The following is an 18624-nucleotide window of genomic DNA, read 5'->3' as shown; positions in this document are numbered from 1 at the left end:
GGGGGGCGCGGCATCCATTCGGGGCCTGATCAGGCCTCCGGACGCTCCTCCGGGGAGGGCTCCGGATCCTTCTCCACCGACACGGCCGGCGAAGCCGCCGAGATCCCGTTGGCGGCGTTCGTCAGCTGGAGCTCCTTGGGAGAGAGCACCGGCGGACGGGTGGAAGGGGTGCGGCGGGAGGAGCCGGTCCACGCGGGGCGGGCCGGACGCTTCACGATCGTCGAGAAGACCTCGGCGATCTGCTCCTTGTTCAGCGTCTCCTTCTCCAGCAGCGCGAGGACCAGGTTGTCCAGGACGTCCCGGTTCTCGACCAGGATCTCCCAGGCCTCGTTGTGCGCGGTCTCGATGAGCTTCTTGACCTCTTCGTCGACCAGCGCCGCGACCTCCTCCGAGTAGTCCCGCGGGTGCGACATGTCGCGGCCCAGGAACGGCTCGGTGTTGTCGCCGCCGAACTTGATCGCGCCGAGACGCTCGGTCATGCCGTACTGCGTGACCATGGCTCGCGCCGTGGCCGTGGCCTTCTCGATGTCGTTCGCCGCGCCCGTCGTCGGGTCGTGGAAGACCAGCTCCTCGGCCGCGCGCCCGCCCAGCATGTACGCCAGCTGGTCGAGCATCTCGTTGCGCGTGGTCGAGTACTTGTCCTCGTCGGGCAGGACCATGGTGTAACCCAGGGCCCGACCGCGGGACAGGATCGTGATCTTGTGGACCGGGTCGGAGTTCGGGGAAGCCGCCGCGACCAGGGCGTGGCCGCCCTCGTGGTACGCGGTGATCTTCTTTTCCCGGTCCGACATGATCCGGGTCCGCTTCTGCGGGCCCGCCACGACGCGGTCGATCGCCTCGTCCAGGGCGTGGTTGTCGATCAGCTTCTTGTCCGAACGGGCGGTCAGCAGGGCCGCCTCGTTCAGGACGTTGGACAGATCGGCACCGGTGAAGCCGGGCGTGCGCCGGGCCACCGCGCCCAGGTCGACGTCCGGAGCGACCGGCTTGCCCTTCTGGTGAACCTTCAGGATCTCCAGACGGCCCTGCATGTCCGGGCGGTCGACCGCGATCTGCCGGTCGAAACGGCCCGGGCGCAGCAGTGCCGGGTCGAGGATGTCGGGACGGTTCGTGGCGGCGATCAGGATGACCCCGCCCTTGACGTCGAATCCGTCCATCTCGACCAGCAGCTGGTTGAGGGTCTGCTCGCGCTCGTCGTGACCGCCGCCGAGACCCGCACCGCGGTGCCGGCCGACGGCGTCGATCTCGTCGACGAAGACGATCGCCGGCGCGTTGGCCTTGGCCTGCTCGAACAGGTCACGGACACGCGAGGCACCGACACCGACGAACATCTCGACGAAGTCGGAACCGGAGATCGAGTAGAAGGGCACACCGGCCTCGCCCGCGACGGCGCGCGCCAGCAGGGTCTTGCCGGTGCCGGGCGGGCCGTACAGCAGCACGCCCTTGGGGATCTTGGCGCCGACGGCCTGGAACTTCGCCGGCTCCTGGAGGAACTCCTTGATCTCGTGGAGTTCCTCGACGGCCTCGTCCGAACCCGCGACATCGGCGAACGTCGTCTTCGGGGTGTCCTTGGTGATGAGCTTGGCCTTGGACTTCCCGAAGTTCATGACCCGGGAGCCGCCGCCCTGCATCTGGTTCATCAGGAACAGGAAGACCACGACGATGAGGACGAAGGGCAGGAGCGAGAGCAGCACGCTCAGGAACGGGCTGGTCTTGTCCGGAGTGACGGAGTAGCCGTCCGGGATCTGACCGGCTTCGTACTTGGTCTGGAGGTTCTGGGCGAGCTGAACGCCCTGATCCCCGATGTAGTTGGCCTGGAACTTGGTGCCGTCGTTGTTGCCGAGCTTCTGGTCCTTCTTGAGCTCGATCTTGATCATCTGGCTGTCGCCGGTGGTCAGCTTGGCGCTGTCCACCTGGCCACTGTTGATCGCCTTGATGACCTCGCTGGTCTCCACCGACTTGTAGCCGCCGCCGGAGCCGACGACGTTCATCAACACGACCACGGCGAGGACGGCCAGCACGATCCACATGACCGGCCCACGGAAGTATCGCTTCACGTCCATCCATACGGGGCGCTAGGCACCCCGTCCCTCCTGCCCGTAGGTAAATGCTGCTCTGAGTAAAGACTGTTCTTCGGAATGTACCCCTGTATTGTCACCCGCGGCCTCGTGGGACGGCTGACAGACCCGCCTTCCCATGCTCCAACGGCGGGAATCGCCCCGAGGTTCCCCAGGTTTCCCCGCGGTCTTGTCGGGAGCGCCCTCCGCGACCGCCGGAGACGGCCCGCGCGTGACCGCGCCGGACGTCGCCGGGGCGGGCGCGTCAGCCGCCGTAGACGTGCGGGGCGAGCGTGCCGACGAACGGCAGGTTGCGGTACTTCTCCGCGTAGTCGAGGCCGTAGCCGACGACGAACTCGTTCGGGATGTCGAAGCCGACCCACTTGACCTCGATCGCGACCTTCGCGGCGTCGGGCTTGCGCAGCAGCGTGACGACCTCCAGGGAGGCCGGCTGGCGCGAGCCCAGGTTCGACAGCAGCCATGACAGCGTCAGACCGGAGTCGATGATGTCCTCGACGATCAGGACGTGCTTGTCCTTGATGTCGGTGTCCAGGTCCTTGAGGATCCGCACCACGCCGGAGGACTGGGTCCCGGCGCCGTAGGACGACACCGCCATCCAGTCCATGGTGAGCGGGGTGGACAAGGCACGCGCCAGGTCCGCCATCACCATCACCGCGCCCTTGAGCACGCCGACGATGAGCAGGTCCTTGCCCGCGTACTCCGCGTCGATCTTCGCGGCCAGCTCGGCCAGCTTCGCGTCGATCTCTTCCTTGGTGATGAGCACCGACTGGAGGTCGCTGCCCATGTCCTTCTCGTCCACCCGCATCACTTTCGTTGTCGGCCGGGGCTCCGGGGGTGCCCCCGGAGGACTCAGCCGTGTTTCGAGCGCCAATCAGCCCTGCCGAATGACAAGTCTGCCACCCTGCCGCTGGGCCTCGACGCGGCCGGGCAGGTTGATGGCGCCCTGACCGCGCCAACCGGTGATGAGGCGGTCGACTTCCTCGATGTGGCGGGCGAACAGGGAACCGGCGGGGGATCCGGCCGCGACGACGGCCCTGCGCAGCACGCGGCGCCTGACGGCGGGGGGCAGGGCGTACAGCTTCGCGCACTCCAGGCGGCCGTCCGCGTCGCGTACGCCGCCCTCCGCGTCGGCGGCCCAGGCGTCCAGGGCGTCGGCGTCGTCCCGGGAGAGCTGCGCGGTGCGGGCGAGCGCCTCGACGACTCCCTTGCCGAGCGCCTTTTCGAGGGCGGGCAGTCCCTCGTGGCGCAGCCGGGAGCGGGTGTAGGCGGGGTCGATGTTGTGCGGGTCGTCCCAGACGGGGAGGGACTGGACCATGCAGGCCTTGCGGGCGGTCTGCCGGTCGATCTGGAGGAAGGGGCGGCGGTAGCGCCTGGTGCGGCCCGGTCCTCCCGAGACCTCCGCCATGCCGGACAACGAGCGGATCCCGGAGCCGCGGGCGAGGCCCAGCAGGACGGTTTCGGCTTGGTCGTCGCGGGTGTGGCCGAGCAGCACGGCGGCGGCGCCGAGCCGGTCGGCGGCCTCGTCGAGCGCCGAGTACCGGGCGTCGCGGGCGGCGGCCTCGGGTCCGCCGTCACGGCCGACGCGCACGGCGACGGACTCCACCGGGTCGAGGCGGAGCGCGGTCATGCGGGTGACGACCTCGGCGGCGCGCAGGTCGGAGCCGGCCTGGAGGCCGTGGTCGACGGTGATGCCACCGGCCCGGACGCCGAGCTTGGGGGCTTCGAAGGCGAGGGCGGAGGCGAGGGCCATGGAGTCGGCGCCGCCGGAGCAGGCGACGAGGACGAGTGGCGCGGCGCCGTCCGGGGTGCGACGGTCGGCGGGACGGTCGGTGAGGTCGGTGAGGACGTCGTGGAGTACGCGGCGGACCGCCAGGCGTATCGCCGCGACCGCAGGATGGGGACCCATGTCCGGTGCCCTTCGTGGAGTTCGGATGCTCGGAGGCGTTGGGTGGTGCGAGGGGTGCTGCTCGGTGGTGCCCGGCCCGCTGTCCGGAGGTCCGCGGCGGGAAGGCCGCGGAGGAAACCCCGGATGTCGCGGGTTGTCACTCAGAGTGCGTCGATGGTGACAGAACCGAGCCGTTCCCCGAGCATCGCACGCCCTTCCACGGCCTACGGTCCCTCGGACGGGTGACGCTGCTTCCCCCAGTGGGACATCTTCACGCCCCGTGTGTCACCTTCCTTCGCCCCCCTCGCTCCCCCTGCCGTGCACCCGGGCCACCCAGTCGGCGGGCTTGGCGATCTCCGCCTTCGTGGGCAGCGTGTTCGGCGAGGTCCACACGCGGTTGAAGCCGTCCATGCCGACCTGGCCGACGACGGCGCGGACGAACCGCTCGCCGTCGCGGTACTGGCGCAGCTTGGCGTCGAGCCCGAGGACCTTGCGCAGGGCGGCGTCGAGGCGGCCCGCGCCACTGGCCCGGCGCTGCTGGAACTTCTCCCGGATCTCGGCGACGGAGGGGACGACCTCGGGGCCGACGCCGTCCATGACGAAGTCGGCGTGGCCCTCCAGCAGGGACATCACCGCGGTGAGCCGGCCCAGCACCTCGCGCTGCTCGGGGGTCTGCACCAGCTCGACGAGCGAGCGGCCCTCCTCGCCGGTTTCGGCATCGGGGCGGGCGCCGGCGAAGGACTGGACCGCTTCGCGCAGCCGTTCCAGGACGGTGGAGGGGTCCATTTCGGTGGCGCCGAGGAACGTCTGGATTTCGCCCTCCAGGTGGGCGCGCAGCCACGGAACGGCCGTGAACTGGGTACGGTGCGTCTCCTCGTGCAGGCAGACCCACAGCCGGAAGTCGTGCGGGTTCACCTCCAGCTCGCGCTCGACGTGCACGATGTTGGGGGCGACGAGGAGCAGCCGGCCGCCGGTCGCGGCGGAGCCCGGCAGGTCGAGGCCGCCGGGCGCGAAGGTCTCGTACTGGCCGAGGACCCGGGAGGCCAGGAAGCTCAGCAGCATGCCCAGTTCGACGCCGGTGACCTTGCCGCCGACGGCTCCGAGGACGGCGCCGCCGGGGCCGGCGCCGCGACGTTCCTGCATCTTGCCGAGCAGCGGGCCGAGCAGTTCGCGGAAGCCGGCCACGTTGGCCTTGATCCATCCGGCCCGGTCGACGACCAGGACGGGCGTGTCGGGGACGGCGGCCCCGCCGTCGGGCAGGCCCTCCATCATCCGGGTGAAGTCGCGCACGTGCTGTTCGGAGGTCCTGGCGTGCCGGCGCAGTTCCGCCACCACGGCCCGGGCCTCGTCGCGGCTGACCTCGGGACCCGGCCGCACGAGCCGGGTCGCGGTCGCCACCGCGAGGTTCCAGTCGACCATCTCCGCTCCACCGGTGCTCGTCATGCGTAAACCGTACGTGGACCCGCGCCGGAGCGGACCCCCTACGGGGTGGTGGCCACCGCGGCGGCGAGCTTGTCGAGGCCCTTCTCGGCGGCCGGCCCGTCCGGGGCGCCCGCGGTGAGGAAGGCGAAGGCCAGTAGTCGGCCGGAGGGGTCGACGGCGGTGCCGGCCAGGGAGTTCACGCCGGTCAGGGTGCCGGTCTTGGCCCGCAGCAGGCCCGCGGCCGGGGAGGTTCCGGCGTTGCGGGAGCGCAGCGTGCCGGTGAATCCGGCGACGGGAAGGCCGGTGAGGGCCGGTCTCAGTTCGGGGTGTCGGGGGTCGGCGGCCTTGGCGAGGAGTCCCGTCAGGAGGCGGGTGCTGACCTTGTCGGCGCGGTTGAGGCCGCTGCCGTCGGCGAAGCGGGAGCCGCTCACGTCGAGGCCGAGGGCGGCCAGCTCGTCGGAGACGGCCTTCTCGGCGCCCTCGAAGCCGGTGGGCGCGCCGGCGGCGACGGCGGTGTGGCGGGCGAGGGCTTCGGCGATGTCGTTGTCGCTGTTGGTCAGCATCCGTTCGACGAGGCCGGCGACCGGGGTGGAGTGGGTGGCGGCCAGCTGCCGCCCACCGGCGGGGGCCGTGACGCGGGCGGGTTCGCCGGTGACGTTGATGCCGCGTTCGCGCAGCAGGCCGGCGAAGGCGCGGGCGGTGTCCCCGGAGGGGTCGTCGGAGCGTTCGACGGGTCCGGAGACGGAGTCGTCGGGGCGGCCCTCGTCGGCCGTGAGGGCGGTGACGGGGGCGATGTTGTCGTTGCGGCCGATCGGGTGGCGGACGGGCCCGGTCCACAGGGAATCGTCGAAGCCGAGGGCGACGGTGTCGGTGCCGGCGGCCTTGAGGGCCTGGGCGGTGTCCGCTGCGAGCGCGACGAGGCTGCCGCCGGATCCGGCGGGGCTCTTCTTCCGCGCGGTGAGCGAGGGGTCGCCGCCGCCGACGAGGACGATCTGCCCGGGGCCGGCTCCGGGGGTCACCGCGGTCCGGATCCGGTGCTCGGGGCCGAGGGCGGACAGCGCGGCCACCGCCGTGGCGATCTTGACGGTGGAGGCCGGGGTCATGGCCTCGCCGGGGGCGGACTCGTACAGCACGCGGCCCGTCGCGGTGTCGATCACCGAGGCGCTGCGGACGGTGCCGAGCGCGCGGTCGGCGAGCAGCGGCCCGAGCACCCCGGCCAGCGCCCCGGACCCGCCGCCGGGGGCGGCGGCCGGGCGGTCGCCGGCCGGGGCGGCCCCGCCGATGCCGGGGAGGACGCCGGGGGCGCTGGCCGCGGGCTCGGGCAGGCCCGGCCCGGCGACGTGATCTGCGCCACCCGAACGGCTCCAGGAGGCGGCCCTGTCCCGCTCGGCCTTACGCTGACCGGAGTCCCACGGCCCGGCGGATGCCACCGTCACCGCCGAGAGGGCGAGGCCGGCGACGGCCGACCCCGCGATGAGCTGCCACGTCTTGGCCAATGGCACCTCGGACCAGCCCCTTTCGCGATCACACTTATGCGTGAGGGACACTTAACCACTGCGTCTTGCCGCGAGCATGGCAGCCCACCCCGCAGGCTGGGCCGGACGCGCGCGCGGTCGAAGTCGGATGCAGTCCCGAAGCAATGAAGCTGATCATGGAGGAGCAGGACGTGGAGTTCGACGTCACCATCGAGATCCCCAAGGGTTCGCGGAACAAGTACGAGGTGGACCACGAGACCGGCCGGATCCGTCTGGACCGTCGCCTCTTCACCTCGACCAGCTACCCGGCCGACTACGGCTTCGTCGAGAACACCCTCGGCGAGGACGGCGACCCGCTGGACGCCCTGGTCATCCTGGACGAGCCGACCTTCCCGGGTTGCCTCATCAAGTGCCGCGCCATCGGCATGTTCCGCATGACGGACGAGGCGGGCGGCGACGACAAGCTGCTGTGCGTGCCGGCCTCGGACCCGCGTGTCGAGCACCTGCGCGACATCCACCACGTCTCCGAGTTCGACCGCCTGGAGATCCAGCACTTCTTCGAGGTCTACAAGGACCTGGAGCCCGGCAAGTCCGTCGAGGGCGCGAACTGGGTCGGCCGCACCGAGGCCGAGGCCGAGATCGAGGCCTCGTACAAGCGCCTGGAGGCGCAGGGCGGCCACCACTGAGCTCCGCTCGGTGAGATCGTGTCGGCGCCTTGCGCCGACCGGCTGACATGACGGCGGGCGGTACCCCTTCCGGGGGGTGTCGCCCGTTCGTCGTGTCCGGGGCGCGGTGGCGCGCCGCCGGAGGGCCGCCGCAGGACGGCCGCAGGCGCCCGGACGGCCGGCGGAGAGCCGACGGAGAGCCGGCGGAGGACGGGCGCAGGAGCGGCGGAGGAGCGGCGCAGGAGCGGCGGATGGCCGACGCAAAATGCCCGGGACCGGCCGGCGGGCGCCGTCGCGGCGGCGGACGGGCGTGCGCTTTCGCCGGGGAGGAAACGATTCCGCATACTTGTGTCCGAGCCGGAACCGGCCAGGACGGGAGGACGCGTGGCGGAGGCCGAAGGATCCGGGTTCGAGGACCGGAAGCCCAAGTCGGACGAGGCGCGCAGCGCCTTCACCCCGCCGCGCGGCATCGCGTCGGAGTACCCGGAGGACGAGCAACCGACGTCGGAGTTCACCGTCCCCGACGGGCTGGCCGCGCTGCCCGTCGAGCCCGAGGGTTCCGCCTTCGCCGCACCGGCCACCTACAGCGCCCAGCACTCCCCGCCGGCGTACGCCCCCGGCATGAGCGCCGGGTTCCCCGGCTCCCGGATGAAGGAATCGCCCTGGCAGGACCGGATGCGCGTCATGCTGCGCATGCCGGTGGACGTCCGCCCGGTGGCCGAACCCGTGCAGAAGAGCGACAGCGGGCCCGCGGTGGGCCGCGTGCTCGACCTCACGCTGCGCATCGGCGAACTGCTGCTGGCGGGCGGCGAGGGCGCCGAGGACGTCGAGGCGGCCATGTTCGCCGTCGCCCGCTCCTACGGCCTCGACCGCTGCGAACCCACGGTCACCTTCACCCTGCTGTCCATCACCCACCAGCCCTCCCTGGTCGACGACCCCGTCTCGGCGAACCGCACGGTGCGCCGGCGCGGTACGGACTACACGCGGCTCGCGGCGGTCTTCCGCCTGGTGGACGACATCAGCGCGCACGAGGTGGAGATCTCCCTGGAGGAGGCCTACCGCCGCCTCGCCGAGATCCGCCGCAACCGCCACCCGTACCCGGGGTGGGTGCTCACGGCCGCGGCCGGACTGCTCGCCGGGGCCGCCTCGACGCTCGTCGGCGGTGGGGTCACGGTGTTCTTCTGCGCCGTGCTCGGCGCCGTCCTCGGTGACCGGCTGGCCTGGTTCTGCGCCGGGCGCGGGCTGCCGGAGTTCTACCAGTTCGTGGTCGCGGCGATGCCGCCGGCCGCGATCGGGGTGGCGCTGAAGATCGCCGAGATCGACGTCCGCGCGTCCGCGGTCATCACCGGTGGGCTGTTCGCGCTACTGCCCGGGCGGGCCCTGGTCGCGGCCGTGCAGGACGGCCTGACCGGCTTCTACATCACCGCCTCGGCCCGGCTGCTGGAGGTCATGTACCTCTTCATCGGGATCATCGTGGGCGTGCTCGTGGTGATCTACGTCGGCCTGCAGTTCGGCGCCGAGCCGAACCCGGACGAGGTCCTCCAGATCCCCTCCCGGCCGATCCTGCAGATCCTGGCCTCGATGGTCCTGGTGTTCACCTTCGCCATCCTGCTCCAGCAGGAGCGCTCCACCGTCCTGATCGTGACGCTGAACGGCGGGGTCGCCTGGGTGACCTTCGGGGCGCTGCGGGCGGCCGAGCTGCCGCCGGTGCCGTCCACGGCCATCGCGGCCGGGCTCGTCGGCCTCTTCGGGCAGCTCTTCTCCCGCTACCGGTTCGCCTCGGCCCTGCCCTACGTGACCGCGGCCATCGGGCCGCTGCTGCCGGGCTCCGCGACGTACTACGGGCTGCTGTCGATCGCCGAGAACCGGCTGGACGCGGGGTTCGCCTCCCTCACCAACGCCGCCGCCATCGCGCTCGCCATCGCGGTCGGGGTCAACCTCGGGTCGGAGACCTCCCGCCTGTTCATGCGGATCCCGGGCGCGGAGAGCGCCGCGAAGCGCCGGGCGGCGAAGCGCACCCGCGGCTTCTGACCCCCGTCGCCCCGGGAGGCGCCCCGACGGCCCGCTGCGGGCATGCGAACGCCCCGGGGACGCTCGGGTCCCCGGGGCGTTCGCGTACGTCCGTACGGGCGGTCAGCGCTTGGCGTGCCGGCCGCGCGGCTGCGGGTCCTCGGGGGCGCCCAGGCCCTGCGCGGGACCGGCGGCGGGGGACTTGGCCTTGTTCTTGCGGGCCTTCAACACCTCGAAAATCACCGGGATGATCGAGACGAGCACGATGCCGATGAAGATCGGCTCGATGTTGTTCTTGATGACGTCGAACTGGCCGAGCTTGTAGCCGAGCGTGGTGACGCCCGCGCCCCACAGGACGCCGCCGATGATGTTGTAGGTGAGGAAGGTGCGGTACTTCATCGCGCCGGCGCCGGCGACCATCGGCGCGAAGGTGCGGATGATCGGCACGAAGCGGGCGAGCACGATGGCCTTGGGGCCGTGCTTCTCCATGAAGTCGTGCGCGGCGTCGAGGTTCTCGCGCTTGAACAGCCGGGAGTTCGGCCGGTTGAAGAGCTTCGGCCCGAAGTGCTTGCCGATCAGGTAGCCCACCTGGTCACCGATGACGGCCGCGAGCACGATCAGCGTGCAGACCATCCACAGCGGCTGGCTGATGTTGCCGCTCGCCACGAACAGGCCCGCCGTGAACAGCAGGGAGTCACCGGGCAGGAACGCGAACAGTCCCGATTCGGCGAAGACGATGATCAGGATGCCGATCAGGCCGAACTCCCCGATCAGATAGTCCGGGGACAGCCACTCAGGGCCGAGCGCAAGCGTGTACACGAGTTCCGGGCTCTCCTGGATCGAGGGGGATCAGCGGGGATGCGGGGCATGACGGTGGTTCCAATTATGAACGCACACCGCCCCCGCCAGGTTCCAGGTACCTGCGGGGGCGGTGTGCGCACTGTGCGGTGGCCCTCCGGCGAACTCCCGGCGACCGCGCGGCTACGCCTTCCGGATCGCGTTGGCGAGGATCGCGTCCCGGACGAAAGCGGCCAGACCCGGACGGACGGCTTCGTAGTACGCCGCGAACCGTTCGTCGGCGACGTACATCTCGCCGAGGCAGGTGTGGATCTCGTACGTGCAGAAGTAGTAGGAGCCGTTGATCCAGCTCCGGTGGTCCTCCGCGAGGTCCATCGCCGGCTCGGACCCGGCGGACGCCCCGGCGTCCAACAGGGCGGCGAACCGGGCGTTGAGGTCCGCCGCCGCCGCCTGGATCCGCTGCCAGTCCTCCTTGGTGTACGAGGCCGTGCGGCGGGTCGACTCCCGGTAGGCGTCGGTGCCGCCCCAGCGGCGCTCCGCCTCCTCGGTGTGCTCGTCGGGATCGAAGTCCCCGAAGACCTCGAACTTCTCCTCGGGCGTGAGGTTGATGCCCATCTTCTTCGCCTCCATGGCGTGCTCAACGGCCTTGGCCATCTGCTGGAGCCGGGCGATCCGGTCGGACAGCAGGGAGTGCTGCCGGCGCAGGTGCTCCTCCGGGTCCGAATCCGGGTCGTCCAGCAGGACCGCGACCTCGTCGAGCGGGAAACCGAGCTCCCGGTAGAACAGGATCCGCTGCAACCGGTCGAGGTCGGCGTCCTCGTACCGCCGGTGCCCCGCCCCGTTGCGGCTGCTCGGGGAGAGCAGCCCGACCTCGTCGTAGTGGTGCAGCGTGCGCACCGTCACTCCGGCGAACCCGGCGACCTGACCCACGGACCAGCCCATCGCTTCCCGCTCCTTCGATCGGTTGGGTACGCCCCTCACTGTGGGACCTCACGTCGCGTGAGGTGCAAGTCCGCCGCGCGGGCCTACTTTCCGAGCCCCCGGTGGCGGGCCGCCGGGTTCCCGAACAGGTCGCGCACGGCGGTGGCCGTCGCCGACGGCCGCGTCAGTCAAAGTTGACTAATCGACACTTTGCCGAGCCTGCTGCTCCGCGAAGGGGTTCTCCTGGCCGTCCGCGAGGACTCCCACGAAGGGGTCGCCGCCCTCGCCCGCGAAGGAGTACGCCCCCTCCTGGATCCGGGCGATCAGCCCCCGGGTCCACTCCGCCTCGGCGTCGGACGAGTGGACCCACATGTGCATGATCTCGCCGATGTGTCCGAGCTGACCCGGGCCGCCCTCCGGCGTGTAGTACTCGGTCACCGCCGACCGCCAGCCCGCCAGCTTCGCCAGCCGTTCGCCCAGCAGGGTCAGCACCTCGTCCCGGGGCAGGTCGACCATGAAGCCGATCGCCGCCGACAGCACGTCCGTCTTCTGGTCGTAGGCCGCAAGGGCCTCGCGCAGCAGCCGGAAGTACTCCTCGCGGCCCGCCTCCGTCACCTCGTACTCGGTGCGCGGCGGCCCGCCGGCCGCGCTCGGCGCCACCTCGTGCGCGAGCAGGACGCCCTGCTTCGCCATCTGCTTGAGCGCGTGGTAGATCGAGCCGGGCTTGGTGTTGGACCACTCGTGGGCGCCCCAGTACTCCAGGTCGTTGCGCACCTGGTAGCCGTGCGCCCGGCCGTGCCGGCGGACCGCACCGAGGACGAGGAGCCGAATCGCTGACATCGGGCCAGGCTACTCATCCCCGGCGGGCGCCCCGCCTCACCCCATGGCCTTCGTCCCGTCCAGGGACTCGCGGATGATGTCCGCGTGACCGGCGTGCCGGGCGAACTCCTCCATCAGGTGCAGCAGCATCCACCGCATCGAGACCTTGCCGTTCTCCGGGAACCAGGGGGCCGGCGGCAGCGGGAAGGTGTCGTCCAGGCTCGGGACGGCGGCGATGAAGGCCTCGGTCTCCGCCCGGACCCCGTCCCAGAAGGCCAGCACCTGCGGCATCGACTCCCCGCCGACCAGACGGAAACCGTCGCTCCAGGACTGCTCGTCGGGCCCGCCCTCGACCTGGCGCTGCTGCGCCATCCGCAGCCAGCCGAGCTCGCACCCGGCCACGTGCTTGAGCAGCCCGGACAGCGACAGCTCGCTGACCGTGGGGCGGCTCGCCGCCTGCTCCTCGGTCAGGCCCCGCGCCGCCTCGCGCAGCCCCTCGCGCTGGGCCTCGACGAAGGCGAGGAGCGTCCCGCGCTCGTCACCGGGGACCTCTGTGGAAACCTGAGCCATGGCCGACCGCCTACTTCCGTGGGGTTCTTCTCCTGCTGACGAGAACCACGCTACGGAGCCATGCGGTCAGCTTCTGTCCTCAACTCGCGGCCGTCCCGCAGCGGTCCCGAGCCGTCCCCGGGCAGCCCGTCACTGGCCCTGTTCGTCCTGCCGGATCACCGGCAGCGCGGTCGCGGGCTGCGGGAGCAGGGCCTTGGCCAGGTCCTGCTTGCCCGTCGGGTCGAGCCCGTACATGGCCTCGTAGATCTTGCGGACCGCCGGCCCCGAGGCGCCGGAGCCGGTGCCGCCCTGGGAGATCGTCATGACGATCGCGTAGTCCGCCGTGTACGAGGCGAACCACGATGTGGTCTGCTTGCCCTGGACCTCGGCGGTACCCGTCTTGGCGTGCATCGGGATCTGCTTCTGCGGCCAGCCGCCGAAGCGCCAGGCGGCGCTGCCGTTGGTGGCCACCCCGGCGAGGGCCTCGTCGATGTCGTCGCGGGTCCTGGCGTCCATCGGCAGCTTGCCCCGCTCCTTCGGCGCGATCTCCCGCACCGACCGGCCGTCGGCGCTGATGACCGCCTTGCCGACGCTCGGCTGGTGGATCGTGCCGCCGTTGGCGATCGCCGCGTAGACGGAGGCCATCTGGACCGGGGTGACGAGCGTGTCGCCCTGTCCGATCGAGTAGTTGATGGCGTCGCCCTCGCGCAGCTGGTTGCCCTGGCGGCAGTTCTCGTAGGCGATCTTCTCGGCGAAGGTGCCGTTCTTCTTGCCGTCCCGGCACCAGGCGTCCTTGTTCGCCGTGAAGAAGTCCTGCTTCCACTTCCGGTCGGGGATCCGGCCCGGCACCTCGTTGGGCAGGTCGATGCCGGTGCGCTTGCCCAAGCCGAAATCGTGGGCGGTCTTGAGGAACCAGTCGTTCGGGTCCTTCTTCGGCTTGATGCCGCCGTCCTTCTTCCACTCCTGGTCGGCGATGGCGTAGTAGACGGTGTCGCAGGAGACCTCCAGGGCCCGCCCGATGGTGATGTCGCCGTGGCCCTGCGACTCGAAGTTCGTGAAGGTCTGGTTGCCGACCGTGTACGCGCTGGGGCAGGGGTAGCGGCGGTCGAACGGGTAGCCCGCGTTGACCGCGGCGGCCGAGGTGACCACCTTGAAGATCGAGCCCGGCGCCGCCTGCGCCTGGATCGCCCGGTTCAGCAGCGGGTAGTTGGACTCCTTGGCGGTGAGGCCCGCGTAGTCCTTGGCGGAGATGCCGCCCACCCAGGCGTTGGGGTCGTACGTCGGGTTCGAGGCCATCGCGACCACCCGGCCGGTCTTCGTCTCCATCACCACGACGGAACCCGAGTCGGCCTCGTAGTTGCGGCGGGTGTTGCGGTCGTACCCCTTGCGCGCCTCGATCATCGCGGCGTTCAGCTCGCGCTCGGCGACCGCCTGCACCCGCGAGTCGATCGAGGTCACGATGTTCGAGCCGGGCTGCGCCGGGTCCGTCCGCCCCTGGCCGAGGATCCGGCCCAGGTTGTCCACTTCGTAGCGGGTGACTCCGGCCTTGCCGCGCAGCTCCTTGTCGTACGTGCGCTCCAGGCCGGAGCGCCCCACCTGGTCGGAGCGCAGGTACGGGGAGTCCGACTTCTTCGCCTTGACGATCTCCTCGTCGGTGACCGGCGACAGGTAGCCCAGCACCTGCGAGGTGTTGGCCTGGTCGGGTCCGGCGTAGCGGCGCAGGGCCGTCGCCTCGGCGGTGATGCCCGGGAAGTCCTCGGGGTGCTCGCGGATCTGCAGGGCCTGCTCGGTGGTGGCCTCGTCACTGACCGGGATCGGCTGGTACGGGGACCCGTTCCAGCAGGGCTGCTTCGTCTCGGAGTCGCAGAGCCGGACCTTGTCGAGGACCTCCTGGGGGTCCATGCCCAGGATCCCGGCGAGCCGGGTGAGGACGGACCTGCCCTTGTCCTTCATGGCCAGCAGCTCGGTGCGGCTGGCCGAGACCACGAGGTGCGTCGCGTTGTCGGCGAGCGGAACGCCGCGCGAGTCCAGGATCGAGCCGCGCACGGCGGGCTGGATCACCTGCTGGACGTGGTTGTTCTTCGCCTCGTCCGTGTACTCCTGGCCATTGCGCACCTGGAGGTACCAGAGCCGCCCGCCGAGCGTGAGGAGCAGCGAGAAGACGACCACCTGGATGACGACGAGCCGGTTCTGGACCCGAGGGGTCCGGCCGGTCTCCGGAATGTTGCTCAACCCTGATCTCCCCCGGACGCGAGCCGTACGCCCGGCCGAGTGTAGGGGGCCGCGACCGCCGACCTAGAACGGGAACCGGGTACGACCGTGCTGTACCGATATCCACTTCTGGGTCGTGAAGGCCTCCACGGTGGCCTCTCCGCCCAGCCGGCCCAGGCCCGAGGCCTTCTCCCCGCCGAAGGCGGCGAGGGGCTCGTCGCCGATGGTCGAGTCGTTGACGTGGATCATCCCGGTCTCGATGCGGTCGGCGAACCGGACCCCGCGCTCCACGTCGCGGGTGTGGACGGCGCCGCTGAGCCCGTACGGGGTGGCGTTGGCCAGCCGCACCGCCTCGTCCTCGCCGTCGAAGACGACGAGGAGCGCGACGGGGCCGAAGATCTCCTGGGTCAGCAGCGGGGAATCCTCCGGGAGCCCGGCCAGCACGGTCGGCTCGACCAGGTTGCCGCGCGTAGACCCCCGTACGAGGGCCCGCGCGCCGGATTCCACGGCCCGGTCCACGAGCGCGGTCAGCGCGTCGGCCTGGAAGGAGTTGATCAGCGGGCCGATGTGGGTGTCGGCCTCGCGCGGATCGCCGGTCTTCAGGGCGCGTACCCGGGCGGTGAACTTCTCGGTGAACTCCTCGGCCACACGGGCGTCGACGAGGATCCGGTTGGCGGCCATGCAGACCTGACCCTGGAAGACGAACCGGCTGAAGACGGCCGCGTCGACGGCGTAATCGAGGTCCGCGTCGTCGAGGACGACCAGGGCGCTGTTGCCGCTCAGTTCGAGGACGGTCCGCTTGAAGTGGCGGGCGGCGACGGCTCCCACGTGCCGGCCGGTGCGGTCGGACCCGGCGAAGGAGATCACCTTGGGGACCGGGTGGGTGAGGATGGCGTCGCCTATCTCGGCGATGTCGGTGACCAGGACGTTCAGCAGTCCGGCCGGCAGACCGGCGTCCTCGAATATCTTGGCGATGATCCCGCCGCCGGACACCGGGGCGTTCTGGTTCGGCTTGATGACCACCGCGTTGCCCAGCGCCAGCGCCGGGGCGACCGACTTGAGGGTCACCAGCAGCGGGAAGTTGAACGGGCTGATCACGGCGACGACACCGACGGGCAGGCGCTGGACCCGGTTCTCCTTGCCCTGCACCAGCGAGGGGAGGATGCGCCCCTCGGGGCGGATGGCCAGCTGCACCGCCTCGCGCAGGAACTCCATCGCGAGGTGGACCTCGTACTCGGCCTTGGGACGGGTCCCGCCGAGCTCGTCGATCATCACCTCGACGATCTCCTTCTGGCGCTCCTCCGTGATCCGCAGGGCGCGTTCCAGGACCGCGCGTCTCGCGTACGGGCTGGTGGCCGCCCATTCCTTCTGCGCCCGCTCGGCCGCGCGGTAGGCCAGGTCGACCTGCTCGACCGTGGCCACCGTGATGGCGGCGAGTTTCTCCCCGTTGTACGGGTTGACGTCGATGATGTCCCACGAACCGGTGCCGGCCAGCCATTCGCCGTCTATGTACTGGTGAGCAAGGTCGGTGAATATGGACATGCCATCCCTTACTGCGAGCGCGCACCCTTGCGCTGCACCGGAGACCGGTCGGTCGTCATACACTGATCAGACGTCATAGTACGTGCGGATCAAGACAGTTGGAGCAGTCCTCGCAGGAGATCGCGGGTGCTGTCGGGATCCGGGCAATCGGCCTGGAGCCTGCGCATGGCCCGCGCGTACTGCGCCACTTCCTCTTCTTTGTCCAGGTAGAGGGCGCTGGTGAGCTGTTCCAGATAGACGATGTCCTGGAGATCGGACTCGGGGAAGCGCAGCAGGGTGAAGGCCCCGCTCTCGCCCGCGTGGCCGCCGAAGGAGAACGGCATCACCTGGAGCTGCACGTTCGGCCGCTGACTGATCTCGATCAGGTGTTCCAATTGGCCGCGCATCACGTCGCGGTCGCCGTACGGGCGGCGCAGCGCGGCCTCGTCGAGCACGGCGTGGAAGACCGGGGCGTTCTCGGAGACGAGGACCTTCTGGCGTTCCAGGCGCAGCGCCACGCGGCGATCGATCTCGGCGGCGCTCGCACCGGGCATGCCCCGGCTGACGACGGCGTGGGCGTACGCCTCGGTCTGCAGCAGCCCGTGGACGAACTGGACTTCGTAAATCCGGATGAGCGACGCGGCGCCCTCCAGCCCGACGTACGTCTGGAACCACCCGGGGAGCACGTCGCCGTAGCTGTGCCACCAGCCGGTGGCGTTGGCCTCCCGGACCAGCCCCAGCAGGGACTCGCGCTCGGCGTCGTCCGTCACCCCGTACAGCGTGAGGAGGTCTTCGACGTCCCTGGCCTTGAAGCTCACCCTTCCCAACTCCAAGCGGCTGATCTTCGATTCGGATGCGCGGATCGAGTAGCCGGCCGCCTCACGGGTGATGCCGCGGGATTCTCGGAGTCGCCTGAGCTGAGAGCCCAGGAGGATGCGTCGCACCACAGAACCGCTGGCTTCTGCGGTCACTTGTCCTGCCCTCCCCGTCACGATGGTGTGCGCGTGGTGTGCGCGTGCTCGGCGGGGCCCCCGCACCCCGGTGCCGCAGTCTGCCACCAAAACGCATCCGCCCGTACTCGTTCTGTAACGGAATTCGGCGTCCCGGAAAAGAAGTCCGTAAGTATGCGTAGGAAGAAATGAGCAAGAACCATCACGGGAGGGGACGGGTCGGGCGCGTGCACGTGCATCTGCCCTTGCATCCGGCTTCGGCATTCGGAACGATGGTGCCGCGCACCTGCGTGCTCTTCGCGCCGGCGCGGGACCCACCCCGCAGTTCTCCATGGACAGAGCCGCCGCTTCGTCCGCGAATCCCGGGAGTGCCTCGCATGGGGACGAATGGATCGACCATGCTCGAGCCGTTACGGCAGGGGCTGCCCCCGGTCGACCCCACGGCTGTCTCCGGATCCGCCTCGTGCGGTCTGCCCGCGCGCTTCGACGCGGTGCGCGGCGCGCGTACGTTCACCCGGTCCACGCTGTCCCAATGGGACCTCGACGACCGCTTCGACGACGTCTCCCTGGTCGTCTCCGAACTCGTCACCAACGCGCTGCGCCACGCCCTGCCCGACGACGCCCGCCCCTGCGGCGAGCCGGAGCCCGCGGTACGGCTGCACCTGATGCGGTGGAGCACCCGCCTGGTGTGCGCGGTACGGGATCCCAGCGAGGACCGGCCCGGCGGGTCGTTCGTGCCGGAGCGGACCGACGAGAACTGCGACCTGGAGTCGGGTCGGGGGCTGTTCCTGGTGGACGCGTACAGCGACAGCTGGGGCTGGCACCCGCTCGCGGGCCGGCTGACCGGCAAGGTCGTCTGGGCGCTGTTCCTGCTCCGGGACTGACGCGCGGGGGGATCGGCGGGTCCCGTGCGCGGGGCGCGTGATCAGGACACGAAGCGGGGCCACTGGCCGGGGTTGATCGTTTGGATCAGTCCCGGCCAGTGCACGTGCATGGCGTGAAACGATGCGCTGTTCCGTCAGCCGATCAAGTGATCGAACTCGCCGTCCTTGACGCCCAGGAGCAGGGCCTCTATCTCGGCCGGCGTGTACACGAGCGCCGGCCCGTCCGGGAAGCGCGAATTGCGCATGGCGACGTCGCCGCCGGGCAGTCTGGCGAACTCCACGCAGGATCCCTGCGAGTTGCTGTGTCGGCTCTTCTGCCAGGTCAGCTCAAACATGGAAGCGAGTTCTGCAGCTGCCATCCCGTTGTACGCGTGGTCCACAGGAAGCCCCCGATAGTGCAGATGTCAACTCCACCGGATCATAGCTGTGTTCATAAGCG

At 70.6% G+C, this 18624-nt stretch carries 16 protein-coding genes; 3 read left to right on the top strand and 13 right to left on the bottom strand.

The genetic code is table 11. From position 1 onward, the window contains the following. Positions 1–29 precede the first annotated feature (29 nt). The 5 genes from ftsH to dacB form a co-directional block, all read right to left on the bottom strand. On the bottom strand, positions 30–2060 hold the full coding sequence (gene ftsH, locus AB0D46_RS19370) for an ATP-dependent zinc metalloprotease FtsH (RefSeq protein ID WP_362878887.1): 2031 nt from the start codon (positions 2058–2060) through the stop codon (positions 30–32). A 259-nt stretch (positions 2061–2319) separates the two neighbouring features. Next, positions 2320–2880 (bottom strand): hypoxanthine phosphoribosyltransferase, encoded by a 561-nt coding sequence (gene hpt, locus AB0D46_RS19365; protein WP_362878885.1) that lies wholly within the window; start codon positions 2878–2880, stop codon positions 2320–2322. A gap of 66 nt (positions 2881–2946) precedes the next feature. After that, entirely contained in the window at positions 2947–3981 is a 1035-nt protein-coding gene (gene tilS / locus AB0D46_RS19360) for a tRNA lysidine(34) synthetase TilS (protein ID WP_362878884.1), read from the bottom strand. Positions 3982–4245: 264 nt separating this feature from the next. Beyond that, complete coding sequence (locus AB0D46_RS19355) at positions 4246–5403, bottom strand: zinc-dependent metalloprotease (protein WP_362878882.1); 1158 nt, start codon at positions 5401–5403, stop codon at positions 4246–4248. Positions 5404–5441: 38 nt separating this feature from the next. Then, positions 5442–6884 carry a D-alanyl-D-alanine carboxypeptidase/D-alanyl-D-alanine-endopeptidase gene (gene dacB, locus AB0D46_RS19350; protein ID WP_362878881.1) on the bottom strand — a complete coding sequence of 481 codons (1443 nt, stop codon included), beginning with the start codon at positions 6882–6884 and terminating at the stop codon, positions 5442–5444. A 164-nt stretch (positions 6885–7048) separates the two neighbouring features. On the opposite strand from dacB, the gene AB0D46_RS19345 reads away from it, so the two are divergent. Then, the gene (locus tag AB0D46_RS19345; protein WP_008742522.1) at positions 7049–7543 is read left to right on the top strand and encodes an inorganic diphosphatase; all 495 of its coding nucleotides are present in this window, start codon (positions 7049–7051) and stop codon (positions 7541–7543) included. Between the two features lie 363 nt (positions 7544–7906). Then, positions 7907–9553 carry a threonine/serine exporter family protein gene (locus AB0D46_RS19340; protein WP_362878879.1) on the top strand — a complete coding sequence of 549 codons (1647 nt, stop codon included), beginning with the start codon at positions 7907–7909 and terminating at the stop codon, positions 9551–9553. A gap of 102 nt (positions 9554–9655) precedes the next feature. On the opposite strand, the gene AB0D46_RS19335 is transcribed toward AB0D46_RS19340, so the two are convergent. The 7 genes from AB0D46_RS19335 to AB0D46_RS19305 all read right to left on the bottom strand — a co-directional run bounded on the left by AB0D46_RS19335 (position 9656) and on the right by AB0D46_RS19305 (position 17322). Continuing rightward, positions 9656–10351 (bottom strand): VTT domain-containing protein, encoded by a 696-nt coding sequence (locus tag AB0D46_RS19335; protein ID WP_362878878.1) that lies wholly within the window; start codon positions 10349–10351, stop codon positions 9656–9658. A 162-nt stretch (positions 10352–10513) separates the two neighbouring features. Beyond that, entirely contained in the window at positions 10514–11272 is a 759-nt protein-coding gene (locus tag AB0D46_RS19330; RefSeq protein ID WP_362878876.1) for a MerR family transcriptional regulator, read from the bottom strand. 177 nt (positions 11273–11449) lie between these two features. After that, positions 11450–12091 carry a PadR family transcriptional regulator gene (locus AB0D46_RS19325; protein WP_362878875.1) on the bottom strand — a complete coding sequence of 214 codons (642 nt, stop codon included), beginning with the start codon at positions 12089–12091 and terminating at the stop codon, positions 11450–11452. 36 nt (positions 12092–12127) lie between these two features. Further along, positions 12128–12640 (bottom strand): DinB family protein, encoded by a 513-nt coding sequence (locus AB0D46_RS19320; RefSeq protein ID WP_362878873.1) that lies wholly within the window; start codon positions 12638–12640, stop codon positions 12128–12130. 129 nt (positions 12641–12769) lie between these two features. Further along, entirely contained in the window at positions 12770–14851 is a 2082-nt protein-coding gene (gene mrdA, locus AB0D46_RS19315) for a penicillin-binding protein 2 (RefSeq protein WP_362878871.1), read from the bottom strand. Between the two features lie 63 nt (positions 14852–14914). After that, the gene (locus tag AB0D46_RS19310) at positions 14915–16372 is read right to left on the bottom strand and encodes an aldehyde dehydrogenase family protein (RefSeq protein WP_362878869.1); all 1458 of its coding nucleotides are present in this window, start codon (positions 16370–16372) and stop codon (positions 14915–14917) included. Between the two features lie 89 nt (positions 16373–16461). Further along, on the bottom strand, positions 16462–17322 hold the full coding sequence (locus AB0D46_RS19305) for a helix-turn-helix transcriptional regulator (RefSeq protein WP_362878868.1): 861 nt from the start codon (positions 17320–17322) through the stop codon (positions 16462–16464). A gap of 356 nt (positions 17323–17678) precedes the next feature. On the opposite strand from AB0D46_RS19305, the gene AB0D46_RS19300 reads away from it, so the two are divergent. Then, on the top strand, positions 17679–18185 hold the full coding sequence (locus tag AB0D46_RS19300) for an ATP-binding protein (RefSeq protein WP_362878866.1): 507 nt from the start codon (positions 17679–17681) through the stop codon (positions 18183–18185). A gap of 134 nt (positions 18186–18319) precedes the next feature. On the opposite strand, the gene AB0D46_RS19295 is transcribed toward AB0D46_RS19300, so the two are convergent. Then, positions 18320–18565, bottom strand: coding sequence for a DUF397 domain-containing protein (locus AB0D46_RS19295; protein ID WP_356871315.1), 246 nt, complete (start codon positions 18563–18565; stop codon positions 18320–18322). Positions 18566–18624: the final 59 nt, after the last annotated feature.

Origin of the sequence: Streptomyces sp. NPDC048383 (assembly GCF_040651775.1) — a bacterium.
Lineage (GTDB): Bacteria > Actinomycetota > Actinomycetes > Streptomycetales > Streptomycetaceae > Streptomyces.
Note: the sequence above shows the minus strand (reverse complement) of the source record. Positions and strands in the feature narration are given on the sequence as shown.

Bases quoted from the DNA above. Each gene is read 5' to 3' on its own strand.
- AB0D46_RS19330 (WP_362878876.1), bottom strand. From the start codon at position 11,272: ATGGGCTGGTCCGTGGGTCAGGTCGCCGGGTTCGCCGGAGTGACGGTG.
- AB0D46_RS19300 (WP_362878866.1), top strand. From the start codon at position 17,679: ATGGGGACGAATGGATCGACCATGCTCGAGCCGTTACGGCAGGGGCTG.
- tilS (WP_362878884.1), bottom strand. From the start codon at position 3,981: ATGGGTCCCCATCCTGCGGTCGCGGCGATACGCCTGGCGGTCCGCCGC.
- AB0D46_RS19355 (WP_362878882.1), bottom strand. From the start codon at position 5,403: ATGACGAGCACCGGTGGAGCGGAGATGGTCGACTGGAACCTCGCGGTG.
- AB0D46_RS19320 (WP_362878873.1), bottom strand. From the start codon at position 12,640: ATGGCTCAGGTTTCCACAGAGGTCCCCGGTGACGAGCGCGGGACGCTC.
- AB0D46_RS19310 (WP_362878869.1), bottom strand. From the start codon at position 16,372: ATGTCCATATTCACCGACCTTGCTCACCAGTACATAGACGGCGAATGG.
- ftsH (WP_362878887.1), bottom strand. From the start codon at position 2,060: ATGGACGTGAAGCGATACTTCCGTGGGCCGGTCATGTGGATCGTGCTG.
- AB0D46_RS19325 (WP_362878875.1), bottom strand. From the start codon at position 12,091: ATGTCAGCGATTCGGCTCCTCGTCCTCGGTGCGGTCCGCCGGCACGGC.
- hpt (WP_362878885.1), bottom strand. From the start codon at position 2,880: ATGCGGGTGGACGAGAAGGACATGGGCAGCGACCTCCAGTCGGTGCTC.